This is a genomic window from Pseudomonas sp. GYB4201 (genome assembly GCF_056312595.1).
The window spans coordinates 106862-119815 of the sequence record NZ_JBWGIG010000007.1; the positions used below are offsets into that span (position 1 = coordinate 106862).

The 12954-nt window shown below is 59.5% G+C and carries 10 protein-coding genes; 8 read left to right on the forward strand and 2 right to left on the reverse strand.

Annotation, left to right across the window (positions count from 1 at the left end; genetic code table 11):
• Positions 1 to 112 precede the first annotated feature (112 nt).
• Entirely contained in the window at positions 113 to 1354 is a 1242-nt protein-coding gene (locus AC0Z2B_RS08725) for a thiolase family protein (protein WP_476296026.1), read from the reverse strand.
• Between the two features lie 359 nt (positions 1355 to 1713).
• Here AC0Z2B_RS08725 and AC0Z2B_RS08730 point away from each other — a divergent pair, with 359 nt between their 5' ends.
• The 6 genes from AC0Z2B_RS08730 (at position 1714) to AC0Z2B_RS08755 (ending at position 9906) form a co-directional block, all read left to right on the forward strand.
• Positions 1714 to 4347: a helix-turn-helix transcriptional regulator gene (locus AC0Z2B_RS08730; RefSeq protein ID WP_476296027.1), complete on the forward strand. Its 2634-nt coding sequence runs from the start codon at positions 1714 to 1716 to the stop codon at positions 4345 to 4347.
• A gap of 177 nt (positions 4348 to 4524) precedes the next feature.
• Positions 4525 to 6282, forward strand: coding sequence for an acyl-CoA dehydrogenase (locus AC0Z2B_RS08735; protein WP_476296029.1), 1758 nt, complete (start codon positions 4525 to 4527; stop codon positions 6280 to 6282).
• 164 nt (positions 6283 to 6446) lie between these two features.
• Positions 6447 to 7277: a p-hydroxycinnamoyl CoA hydratase/lyase gene (locus tag AC0Z2B_RS08740; RefSeq protein ID WP_476296031.1), complete on the forward strand. Its 831-nt coding sequence runs from the start codon at positions 6447 to 6449 to the stop codon at positions 7275 to 7277.
• A 69-nt stretch (positions 7278 to 7346) separates the two neighbouring features.
• Entirely contained in the window at positions 7347 to 8825 is a 1479-nt protein-coding gene (locus AC0Z2B_RS08745) for an aldehyde dehydrogenase family protein (protein WP_476296033.1), read from the forward strand.
• Between the two features lie 78 nt (positions 8826 to 8903).
• Positions 8904 to 9338: a MarR family winged helix-turn-helix transcriptional regulator gene (locus AC0Z2B_RS08750; RefSeq protein WP_476296035.1), complete on the forward strand. Its 435-nt coding sequence runs from the start codon at positions 8904 to 8906 to the stop codon at positions 9336 to 9338.
• Positions 9339 to 9387: 49 nt separating this feature from the next.
• Entirely contained in the window at positions 9388 to 9906 is a 519-nt protein-coding gene (locus AC0Z2B_RS08755; protein WP_476296037.1) for a hypothetical protein, read from the forward strand.
• Between the two features lie 42 nt (positions 9907 to 9948).
• Here AC0Z2B_RS08755 and AC0Z2B_RS08760 read toward each other — a convergent pair whose 3' ends face one another.
• Positions 9949 to 10863, reverse strand: coding sequence for a LysR family transcriptional regulator (locus AC0Z2B_RS08760; RefSeq protein ID WP_476296227.1), 915 nt, complete (start codon positions 10861 to 10863; stop codon positions 9949 to 9951).
• Between the two features lie 148 nt (positions 10864 to 11011).
• Between AC0Z2B_RS08760 and AC0Z2B_RS08765 the strand changes: the two genes are divergently transcribed.
• Together AC0Z2B_RS08765 and AC0Z2B_RS08770 are read left to right on the forward strand one after the other, a co-directional pair.
• Positions 11012 to 12352: a nucleobase:cation symporter-2 family protein gene (locus AC0Z2B_RS08765; RefSeq protein ID WP_476296039.1), complete on the forward strand. Its 1341-nt coding sequence runs from the start codon at positions 11012 to 11014 to the stop codon at positions 12350 to 12352.
• Between the two features lie 36 nt (positions 12353 to 12388).
• Positions 12389 to 12898, forward strand: coding sequence for a nucleoside deaminase (locus AC0Z2B_RS08770; protein ID WP_476296041.1), 510 nt, complete (start codon positions 12389 to 12391; stop codon positions 12896 to 12898).
• Positions 12899 to 12954: the final 56 nt, after the last annotated feature.

Sequence of the window (12954 nt, forward strand, 5' to 3'; positions counted from 1 at the left end):
CGTATTACCCCCCCACCGAGGAGTGGGATGGGTTGGTGGACAGCAAGAGCATGATCGCGCAGCGGCTCACCCTCCTGCGCAGGAAGGCGAGCCTATGGAAGCGAGTCTTGGCTTAGCGCGTAAACAGGTTGACGGTCACCACCGCTTCTTCGTAGGCGATGGAGCCGCCACCATTTTCCTGCAACGCCACCCGCGCACCTTCAACCTGACGAACGCCTGCTTCGCCACGCAACTGGGTGACCAGTTCGTGGATTTGGCCCAAGCCTGTGGCGCCGATGGGGTGCCCCTTGCACTCAAGGCCGCCCGAGGGGTTGACCGGAACACGCCCACCGATCGACAGTTCGCCGGCCAGCGCTGCCGGCCCACCACCGCCCATGGGGGTCAACCCCAGGTACTCGACGGCAATGATTTCCCCCATGGCACTGGCGTCATGCACCTCAACTACCGATACCTCGTTCGGGCCAATGCCAGCCTGTTCATAAGCCCAACTGGCGGCGCGGCGACACACGGCCTGGTCGAACTGCTCAGGGGTTCGGTCGGTAGCCGTAGCAATGGCCGTTGCGCGCACTTGAATGGCACGACGATGGTCGATGCCCAATCGCTTCAAACCCGCCTCGGTACATACGATCACGGCAGCGGCTCCGTCAGAGAGCGGCGAACACATGGGGAGCGTCAACGGGTAAGTAATCGCTGGCGCGGCCAGTACTTGCTCGATGGTGAACGGCTCACGGTACTGGGCCAGGGGGTTGTGAACCGAATGCATGTGATTTTTCGCCGAGACGGCGGCAATCTGGCGTTGGGTGGTGCCGAATGTCTTCATCCAGTAGCGGCAAGTAGCAGCGTAGATAGCCATGAACCGGCTGTAGGGGCGATCTGACTCGCTGCCCTCGGGGGGCTCTACCCCTGCCCCCAACTCCAGCAGGCGCGCTGCGTTTTCATCCGCGTTCAGTACATCCCAGCCGCCCTCGAATAGTCCCAACGAACGGCGCTTGTCCTCGATATTCATCTTCTCGGCCCCCAGCGCCAGAGCCACATCGCACGCGCCAGCGCGCAATGCCTGTACGGCGAGTTGGAAGGCGCTGGTGCCCGAAGCGCAGGCATTTTCCACGTTCCAGATCGGAATGCCTGTGACCCCGATTTTATTCAGGACAATTTGCCCTGGCACGGCGGTCTGCCCCTGCAGGGCACCCTGGGTGACCCCAGCATAGAACACTTGACCAATATCACTGATCGAAGCGCCGGCATCTTTAAGCGCAGTGGTCAGCGCCTCTCGAGCGAGGCTATCCAGGGATCGTTCGATATGACGCCCGAACTGCGTCATGCCGACGCCGACTACATAGACAGTGGGAAACATAGATTTTTTATTCTCCGTGCGACGACGTAATACAGCCAGATATCCATCGCAGGGGGCGCAGGCCCCACTGCATGACCTGCACGGTACGGTGACGCTCGGGTGGGCCACCCCCCCCTTGAAGGGTGGGCCAATAGCGCTGGCATCGGTGGCGTTCACGAACCCAGCGCGCTACCATCGGCTGCATAAAGCTGATATCGCTGATGTCAAGCGCGGTTGTTGCAGGGTGGCGTCAAGTGCTCCAGTTGCCCTAATAAAATAATAATGAGCGGCCCCGACGGTGGTCTTTAACGCCCCGTCTGCACTCCCGGCCTCATCAATACCGGGAGCAAATGGGCTGCATGACCACGGAGAATCCGGCCATGGGCGTCTTCAAGCCAGCCCCCGCAGTCATACTCAAGTCAACACCACCCCGTTTTGTTCGCGGTTTCCTGGATCGAGAAAGGCTTCATTTGAACCGCGTCGAATCCAGTGGCGCGCAAGTCACCGCCTTGTTGGCACCCACCGGCTACGGCAAAACCTCACAGCTCAATTACTGGCGCCGCGCAGTGCTGGGCAGTGGAGGGCTGGCCTTCTGGTTAACTCTGGATAACAAGGACGATCCCAGAACGTTTATTCGCGGTTTGGCTTATACAGCGCAATTATCCTGCGGCAAACGCGCCTTCGATGAAGCCTTCATTAGCTGGATTGAATCCTGCACCGATCATCAGGACGCCATCACCGGCTGGCTGGCTGAGATCGCCGACCTCTCCGTTGAGGTCGTGCTTCTGCTCGACGATGTAGACCGGTTACCTACCGTTTCTCGGCAGGAAGTACTGACTTACCTGCTGGGCAATGCCCCCGCGAACTTGCACGTGGTACTCGCCGCGCGACCAGCGGGCGCCCTTGTGGCCAGCGGAGCACTGCGTACCGCCAGGATAAACAAACTGAACGCCACGGACCTGCGCTTCCGCCTTGAGGAAACCCAGGCAGTGCTGTCCTCCGCCTTGGGGGGGCGTTGCAATCTTGACGCCGCCGCAGTCTTGCACGAGCTGACCGAAGGCTGGCCATTTGGCGTGCAACTGGCCGCTGCTTCGCTTTATCGCAGCGGTGACCTGGAAGGTTTGATAGGCGCAGCCACCGAAGACATTCGCCGTTATTTCATTGACACCGTGATAGACCGGCAGTCGGCTGACGCTGTTCATCTGCTGACTCGGTTATCCCATTTCGACTTAATACACATCGACATGTGCGCTTCGCTGTTCAATCGCAGCGACATGGGCGACATTTTGCTTCAGTTACAGGATGAAACCCCGCTGCTCACCCGATCTGAGGACGGCGGCTGGATGCGCCTGCACCCTTTGGCGAGAGAAGTACTGGCGCAGCGCCTCACTGGGCTGCCGGACAGCGAGCTCAGGGTGCTATCGCGTAAGGCATCCGCCTGGTACGCGGCCAATGGTTTGCCAGAGCAGGCGGCGCAACAAGCGTTTTTGGCCGGAGATATCGCCACTGCACTGGATCTGGTAGAGACCTGTACTCATGATATGACCGTTCAAGGCAAAAGCTCCATGGTGCTGGCCTGGTACCGTCGGCTGTCGCAAGAACAACTGTGCCAACACCCCGGATTCTGGTCATCCACAGCCTGGGCGCTGGCCATGAGCGAGCACAGTGGTCAGGCGCAACCACTCGTCGACCGTATCCGTACAGACACCAACCTCAGCCAGGCCCAACAGTTCGAAGCGATGCTGATCGAATGTACGGCCGCAGGGTTTGCCGACCGAGCCGACGATTTGCGCCGCAAAGTGCAGGCTTGGCCCGAACCGCCTGCGGACGCCAGGCCAGGCGACGTTCCTGTTTATTTGATCAGTAAAGGACTGGTCGCACTTTACAGCGGGCAGCCGGACCAGACCCGCCAGCAACTGACGCGCATCCAGGAACTGGATCAAAAGTCCGCCTTCTCCCCCGTCTCCTTCGGACTGGCTGACTATGCATTGGGGCTAACTTATCTTTGGGAAGGTCGTTATGGGTTGGCAGAGCAAGTATTGCGCCCTGCCCTTAACCGCGCGGAGGAGCGTTTGGGTCGACAAAGTCCGGTGGCCTGCTTGATCGCTGCTTTGCTTTCCCAGGCGTGCTGGGACGGGGTGAAAGGATGTGAACCTGAAGCGTTTCTCGCCGGCAGACTGCCAGTGCTGGAACGTTTTGGCCTTCCCGATGCAATGATTGCGGCATACAGGACGCTGGCGCGGGTCGCTGACCACGAAGGCCGCCAGGATCAAGCATTCGACTTGCTCGCGTCCCTGAACGCCATCGGTGAAGCTCGGTCCATGCTGCGCCTGCAGGTCGCAGCAAAATTTGAGTTAGTCCGCATCCATGCCCGGCACGACCGACACGAAACCGCTCAGCGCATCAGCCAGGAGATGGACAATCTGATTCAGATGCATCAGGGCAAGACAGCAAAAATTTACACCGATTGGTTGCACCTCCACGCACATCTAGCCCGGGCTTATGCATTGTCAGTCCAACAGGATGGACATGCGCTAGGCAATAACTTCGCCGAGGCCGACCTGGCTTTACAGCTTTCACTGAGCATGAAGCGCGGCAATGAGGAGGTTGAAGCTCGCCTGTTGCGCGCTGATGCCTTGAGTCACCAGCAACAGCCCGAAGCACACTCGATGATGTTGGAGGCCATCAGCCTGGCACAGGCGGGAGGTATGCTGCGCACCTTGCGAGAACTGCAGGGGGACAAGGTAGCAGTGCCCGCATCGAGCACCCCGCTTGCCAAAGCCCCCCCCGCTCAGGACGAAGCGTATGCCAAAGGCGCAGCCCTACTGACCGGAAAGGAACGCGAAGTGTTGGTCCTGCTCAGTAGAAGCATGAGCAACAAGGAGATAGCACGTGCCATGGTGGTCAGTGAAGAAACCATCAAATGGCACATGAAAAACCTTTTCAGCAAACTTAATGCCGCAGGTAGAAAACATGTTGTGGCACGCGCACGTGTATTGGGCCTTGTTGATTAGCCGGACGCGTAAGCGTTGTAGTCCGGATTCAGTAGCGTGCGCGATGTAACAGCAACGCGCACGCTCTCTTAAACCAATAGCAAATTTAATAACGCTCAATTCCCATCTATGCCACGGGTTAACCAGGCGGCGTGGTTGCGCACGGCTATTCATTCAATATCAAACAGGAGGTCACTTATGGAGCATTATCAAGCGCCGCTGGACGACATGCGCTACGTCATCGCGGACTGGCTGGATGCACCCGCCACCTGGGCAAGGCTACCTGCCTTGCAGGAGGTGGATGCGGACCTTGCCGACCAGGTACTCAAGGAAGCGGCCCGATTCGCCAGCGGCGTGATTGCCCCTCTCAACGCCAATGGTGATCGTCAGGGGTGCCGCTTCGCCGACGGGAAAGTCTCAACGCCTGACGGTTTCCCGGCCGCCTATCAAGCCTTCGTCGATGCCGGCTGGCCCGCCTTGGCCGCGCATGCTGAGGATGGTGGTCAAGGCTTGCCGCAACTACTCAACACGGCGTTGCTGGAGATGCTCTATGCCTGCAACCATGCGTGGTCTATGTATACGGGTATTGCCCACGGAGCCTATGAGTGCTTGCGCTTGTACGCACCGCAATGGCTGCGCGAGCGCTACCTGCCCGCCATCGTCAGCGGAGAAATACTGCCCACCATGTGCCTGAGCGAGGCTCAGGCAGGCAGCGATGTAGGCTTGCTGCGAACGCGGGCTGAGCCTCTGGAGGATGAGGGATACCTAATCTCTGGCAGCAAGATTTTCGCTTCCGGAGGCGAACATGATCTCACGCACAATATCCTCCATCTGGTGCTTGCACGGTTACCAAACGCCCCGGCCGGCAGTCGCGGTATTTCGCTTTTCGTGGTACCCAAGCATCTGCCCGATGGCAGCCTGAACGCCGTTCACTGTGATGGCATCGAGCACAAAATGGGCATTCATGGCAGTGCCACCTGCGCGCTTCGCTTCGATGGCGCTCACGGCTGGATGCTGGGTGAGCCCAACCAGGGGTTGGCCGCGATGTTCGCCATGATGAACTCAGCCAGACTGTACGTCGGCATGCAGGGCCTGGGGCATGCGGAAGCCGCCTGGCAGAGTGCGTTGAATTATGCCCTTGATCGGCGGCAAATGCGGGCGGTGTCCAGGCCTGCGGATGCTGTTGTGCAGGAGGCCGATCCGATCCACTTCCACCCGGCGCTGCGGCACACCCTATTGGAGCTACGCGTTCATACCCAAGGCATGCGCATGCTGGGCTATTGGGTGGCCCACATGCTGGACCTTTCACATTACAGCCCCGAGGCGCCAGAGCGTGAATCGTGCAGCGCATTGACCCAGTTGCTCACGCCGCTGGTGAAGGCCCATTTCACGGAGCGGGGCTTTCTGAGTGCCAGCGCGGCACTTCAGGTATTCGGGGGTTACGGCTACTGCCAGGAATACCCCATCGAACAAACGCTGCGTGATAGTCGCATCGCCATGATTTACGAAGGCACCAACGAAATTCAGGCCAACGACCTCCTGCTGCGAAAGGTACTGCGAGGCAAAGGTAGCCTGAGTGCCCTGATGAAGATTTATCGCGAAGAAGCGGCGCTGGTAGCCAGTACGGCGCAATGGAGCGAACCCGCGCGAACTTTTGCACAACAGACGTCACGGCTCGAGGGCGCCGTGGAAGCGATTCGAGAGGCAGAATTGGATGATGCTGAAGCACCTTATCGCGTTGCGGGCTCGTTCCTGCGTTGGCTTGCCGTGCTGAGCGAGGGGTATGTGTGGCTACGCGCCGTTCGCGTCAGCGCCGGCAAGCTCGACAATCCCTTGCATGCCGCGAAATTGGAATCTGCCCGGTACTTCTTCGATTTCTGCCTGCCCAAAGCCTCACATCATCAAGATCAGGTATCGATTGGCCTTAAAGCCACGCTGCCTTTTTTGACAGCATGATCCCCTCGCCCAGCCAGGTATTTCCTGGCTGGGCTCTCAGCGTCGTACCTCGCCCCCTCCTGGCTGCCCCCCCAATACCCCCCGAACTGGTTAATTGACCTAACTATTGCAGCGGCATAATTTTCACTCAGCAGAACACCGTCCAACAAAACATAAGGTGCACTATGAGCAAGTACGAAGGCCGCTGGCAGACAGTCGCTGTAAGCGTCGACGACGGCATCGCCTGGGTCACACTGAACCGCGCGGAAAAGCGCAATGCGATGAGCCCTACCCTCAATCGAGAGATGCGCGATGTCCTCGAAACGGTTGAGCAGGATGACGACGCCAGGGTTTTGGTATTGACCGGTGCAGGTACCGCATGGACCGCCGGCATGGATCTGAAAGAGTATTTCCGTGAAGTGGACTCTGGCCCTGAGATCCTCCAGGAGCGCATCCGCCGTGACGCCTCTGAATGGCAGTGGAAATTGCTGCGCCTGTACAGCAAACCAACCATCGCCATGGTTAACGGCTGGTGCTTCGGCGGTGGCTTCAGCCCACTGGTCGCTTGTGATCTCGCGATTTGCGCCGATGAGGCGACGTTTGGTTTGTCAGAAATCAACTGGGGCATCCCGCCAGGCAACCTGGTCAGCAAAGCCATGGCCGATACGGTAGGCCACCGCGAATCGTTGTACTACATCATGACCGGCAAGACTTTCGATGGTCAGAAAGCCGCACAAATGGGCCTGGTCAACCGCAGCGTTCCTTTGGCCGAACTGCGCGATGCCGTGGTCGAACTGGCCAGCGACCTGCTGGACAAGAACCCCGTGGTCCTGCGCGCTGCCAAGAACGGCTTCAAGCGCTGTCGCGAGCTGACCTGGGAGCAGAACGAAGATTACCTGTACGCGAAGTTGGACCAGGCGCAGCTGCGCGACCCAGAGCATGGGCGCGAACAGGGGCTCAAGCAGTTTCTGGATGACAAGTCGATCAAGCCGGGCCTGCAGGCCTACCGCCGGTAATTGAACCGCCTAGGGGCTCTCGCCCCTGGGCACGCCCCCCTCAATGGCCCGCCGTTCCTGGAGATTGATATGTTTCAGCCAACACCCTCCCCTTACCACCTCACGGGTCACCAATACATCGACGGTGCCTGGCGACCTGGCAGGTCCAAGCGCTCGCTGGAAAACAACGACCCGTTCAATGGCGCTCAACTGCTTGAGATTCCCCTGGCCTCGATTGACGATGTGGACGACGCCTACCAGGCCGCGCACAGTGCCCAACGGCAATGGAACAAGGCAGGCGCTGGGCAACGCGCAGCACTGCTCATAAAACTGGCGGATGTCATCGAGCGCCGTGCCGAGGAGATCACGTCCTGGCTGATCAAGGAATCAGGCAGCACCCGGATCAAGGCCAGCTTCGAATGCCACAGCGCGCTCAAGCTGGTGCGCGAGTGCGCCGCGATGCCCTTCCAGGTGGAAGGCCGAATTCTCACCAGCCACAAGCCTGGCGAACAAAGCTTTGTCTTCCGGGAGCCGCTTGGGGTGATCGGCGTCATTAGCCCCTGGAACTTCCCGCTGTACCTGAGCCTGCGCTCGGTAATTCCTGCCGTTGCGCTCGGTAACACTGTAGTGCTCAAGCCCGCCAGTGACACGCCGGTGACCGGCGGCTTGCTCATCGCACACTTGTTCGAAGAAGCGGGCTTCGCTCCCGGCGTTCTGAATGTGGTGGTCGGTGCAGGATCTGAGATTGGCGACGCCTTCGTTGCGCATAACGTCCCCAGCTTTATATCGTTTACAGGTTCTACCGACGTCGGCCGTAACGTCGGCCGCATTGCCACCGGTGGCGAGCATATCAAGCGGGTCGCCCTTGAGCTGGGTGGGAACAGCCCTCTGGTCGTGCTGGATGATGCTGACATTGAAGTGGCGGCCCATGCAGCGGTGGTGGGGCGTTTTCTACACCAAGGCCAAATCTGCATGAGCGTGAATCGCGTTATTGTCGATAAGTCGGTCTATGGCCAGTTCACCCACCTGGTGGCCGAGCGGGTACGTGCGCTTAAAGTCGGCGACCCCAATCGGCCTGATACGGTCATTGGCCCGGTGATCAATAGTGCGCAACTCGAAGGCCTGCTGCGCAAGATCGACAATGCGAAAACCTACGGACTGCAGCAGTTGGCTGGCGGTCAACCTCAGGGGCTGGTCCTGCCACCGCACGTGTTCGCCGATGTCCCGTCCCACCAAGAGTTGGCGATGGAAGAAACCTTCGGACCGATTCTACCCATTGTCGCGGCAGAGAACGAGGAGCACGCACTGGCGCTGGCCAACACCGGCAGCTACGGGCTGTCCAGCGCCGTGTTTACTCGTGATATGGCCCGTGGCCTGGCGTTCGCCCGCGGCATTGTCGCTGGCATGACGCACATCAACGACATCACCGTCGATGACCAACCCAACGCTCCATTTGGCGGCGAGAAGAACTCGGGATTGGGTCGCTTCAATGGGCATTACGCCGTTGAAGAGTTCACCCGAGCGCAGTGGATCACTTGGCAACCCGGCGGGCATCACTACCCGTTCTGACCGTTTGAACTGGCTGACCACCACTTCCCAAGGTGGCCAGCCTTCATTCGCCAACACTCTCCAATAAAAATAATGGCCATGGTGAAGCAGACGTCAAGCCACCCAAGCTTGGATGATGCCCTGGGATACGCACTCAGGCGTGCCCACATTCAGCTGTCCCAGCACTTGGCAAAACAACTGAGTGCACTGCATCTGACGACCTCGCAGTTCTACGCACTGATGCTCATCCAACGATATGACGGCGCCTGCCAGGCAGAAGTGGCTCGCTTGATGGGCATTGATGCTCCCCAAATCGTTCCCCTTCTCCAAAAAATGGAGGAGAGAGGCCTGATTCATAAAGCCCGGGATCAAGGGGACAAGCGTTTCCATCACCTCCATACCACCGCTGCTGGCGTACTCGTGAGTCAGCAAATCAGCCCCATAGCGAAGGCTAGTGATCTGTTCGCTACCTCATCGCTGACTGAACTGGAACGACATAGCCTGCTGCGGTTGTTGCAGAAAATAAAATGCTGAGCGCTTTGACCAATCGACCCGAGCATCCAAAAACAACAAGGGAATTGATATGAACACGTTGCCTGTTTCAGCGAAATACTATATCCGGCGTGAAACCTTGATAAGTTGCGGGTTCAACGCGTCCTTGGCCATCGTATTTGCGATTCTGTTGTTCTGGCATATACCCACCATACCGATATGGGGAGCAAACGGAGTCGCCATGGACCTGCTTCCAACAGTGTTCATTCTGACGTCATTGGGGGGGCTGGCGCTGTCCTTGATCACACGCAAGCGGCTACGCCGCGGCATCATCGAGCCCTGGAGGCCAGAGGAGAGAGAGTGGCTCCCCTCGTTTCTGGCTACCTTCGCCGTGGTGCCCCGCGTACTGATTGTGACCTTGGCGATGACCGTCATCATCGTCCCTGCGACGTGGCTAACGCTGCAGATGCTAAGTATTCATTCACTTCCATTTCTGGCGTTCGTGGGATTCAAGGTCGTGTATGCGCCCATTATCGGCGCTATTTCCGCTCCCTGGATGTTGAAGGCAGAGCTGTTGAGGTCAGCCCTCGCCCCTGGCAGACGCAGGTGAAATACACTCCGAGGGTGGTCGTGTTGGCGTGATCCAAGGGGGTTACAAGGTAGTTGCCTGCCCCTTGCGATCCAGCTCAAACACCTTCTGAGCTTGCAGGCACTCCTTCAACCAGCGCCCTGCCTTGCCCAGCGGACGCTGACGGGCCCACAGCAGATCCACGCCGATGTGCCAGTCCGTGTGGGGATAGGCCTGTAGCTGCAATTCAATCAGCTCCCCAGCTGCCAGTTCGCGCAGGATCAATTGCCGAGGCAAGGTTGCCCAGCCCAGCCCCGCGCGAACCATTTCCAGCAACGCCAGGTAACTCTCGGCCTGCCACACTTGGGTGGAACGCAGGTATTCGCTGCTGGGGAGCTTGCTGGTGTGCGCGCTGAACGCCAGCCGACGGTGCACATGCAGATCGTCAAAGCGCACATGCTCAAGCTGGGCCAAGGGATGGTCGGGATGGCACACGTGCAACATGATCAGCTTGCCCATCTGCTGAAAGGCCAATTCCTTGGCGTACCCGGGTTGCGAAAACGCCACGCCCAGTTGCGCATCGTGACTGCCCACCAGTTCGCTGACATCGCCGTGCACGGCGTGACGGACCACTAGGTCAACGTAGGGAAAGGCCCGTTCGAAGGCCTTGAGCACCGGCATCAATGGGCCGTAAGGCATCTCAATGGCCAGGGTCAGGCTCGGCTCGATGCTGTCGGACAGGCTATCGGCGTGCGACGCCAGGCCTAGGCAACGCTCGATGACCGCCTCCGCCTGCACCAGGAGTTTTTGCCCGCTGGCCGTGAGCGTGGGGGTGCGGCTGTCGCGATCGAACAACGCTACGTTCAGGTCGGTTTCCAGGTTGGCAATCGCCGCACTGATGGTGGACTGGGTCTTGCCCAGCTTGCGGCCAGCGGCAGAAAACGAGCCGGTTTTCACCACCTCGGTGAATGTCAGCAACTGCTCGAGTGAGAAACGCAACGCTTGTCCTCCCTTAACCCATCGAGAAAAACGATGGCAGCCAATTTGTTTCATCGACTCTGCCACTCAATCATGGGGCTGTCCAGGCAGCAGGCTCATACCTGCCCAGCCAAACCACCTCACCCTGGCGCCCTCGGGAGACAAGCACTTGAGCACTCCACTGACCCACCCCGTCGATGAAATTTTGCCGCTACGCCAATTGCTCATCTTCGGCCTGCAACACGTGCTGGTGATGTACGCCGGCGCCGTCGCCGTGCCGTTGATTCTGGGCAGCGCATTGGGGCTCACCTCAGCGCAGATCGTGCTGTTGATCAATGCCAACCTGCTGACCTCCGGCCTGGCCACGCTGGTGCAAACACTGGGCTTCTGGAGGTTCGGTGCACGCCTGCCGTTGATTCAAGGCTGCTCCTTTATCGCCCTGGCGCCGATGGTCATGATTGGCAAGACGTTCGGCCTCAGCCAGGTATTCGGCGCCGTCATCGTTTCCGGTGCCGCCACGATTGCGCTGGCGCCCGTGTTCAGCCGCCTGTTGCGGTTTTTCCCGCCCGTGGTCATTGGCAGCCTTATTACCATCATCGGCATCTCGTTGATGCCCGCCGCCGCTATCTGGCTGGGCGGCGGCAACCCGGCCGGCGCCGATTTCGGCAGCGCCGCCAACTTGCTGCTTGGTGTGGCTACGGTGGCCGTGACGTTAGTGGTCTACGCCACCTGCGCAGGTTTTGTCGGCAACCTCAGCGTGTTGATCGGCTTGTTCGCCGGCAGCTTGATCGCCGCCGCCTGTGGCATGACGCACTTTACCCGCGTCAGCGAGGCTGCCTGGTTCGACATCAGCGCGCCAATGGCCTTGGGCCTACCACAGTTTGCCCTGGTGCCTGGCTTAATCATGACGCTGGCGATGCTGGTGATCATGGCGGAGACCACCGGCAACTGCCTGGCAATAGGCAAATTGACCGGCCGGTCCATCACCCAACAAACCCTGGGCAACGCCTTCCGCGCCGACGGGCTGTCGACCCTGCTGGGCGGCTTGCTCAATAGTTTTCCTTACAACGCCTATACGCAGAATACGGGCCTGATCGCACTTTCGAACATCAAAAGCCGCTTCGTGGTGGCCGCTGCGGGGGTGATCATGGTGGTCATGGGGCTGTTCCCTAAGCTGGGCGCGTTGATTGCCGCAGTACCCACTCCGGTGTTGGGCGGCTGCGCCGTGGTGATGTTCGGCATGACGACGGTGGCGGGGATCCAGGCACTGTCGCGGGTGCAATTCGAGGGCACGCGTAACGGCATCATCGTGGCAGTCTCGATCAGCATCGGAGTGCTACCGATGTCCTTCCCTGCCCTGTTCGACCAAGCCAGTGGCACCCTCAAGTTAGTGCTGCAAAGCGGCATTTTTCTCGGCGCGATCACCGCTGTCGTGCTGAACGTGTTGCTCAACCCCAATGAAAAAACGATCCACGCCACTGCCCCTCAAGCGGCCGACATGGCCGAGTGAAAACAGTAGTTATTCCATCTGCCAAGGAGTCTATGCATGCCTCAACCAACGCCCATCATCCCGGCTGGCACCACTGACCTGGACATTGAACTGCTGCGCCGGGCAATCGCCTTGTCCGAGCTGTCCAGGCAGAACGGCCGCCATCCCTTTGCCGCCTTGGTAGCCGACCGCGATGGCAACGTGATTGCCGAAGCGGGTAATAACTCCATGCCGCCACAGGGCGACCCGACGCAGCACGCCGAGTTGGTCGCAGTGGCCAGTGCCGCCAAGCGCTTGAGCCCCGATGAGTTAGCGCTCTGCACGCTCTACACCAGTGCAGAGCCGTGCTGCATGTGCGCCGGCGCCGTGTATTGGACCGGCGTTGGTCGGGTGGTTTACGCCTTGTCAGAGCACGATCTTCTTGGCCTCACCGGGAACCATCCCGAGAACCCGACATTTTCCCTGCCTTGTCGCGAGGTGTTTGCGCGCGGCCAGCACTCGGTCAGTGTGTTGGGGCCGATGCTGGAAATTGAGGCCGCGGTGCCGCATCAAGGGTTCTGGACATAAGTAACGTCCCCTAAGACATACGCTTGACCCTCAGGCGGGAATCCAGGGTGGGTGGC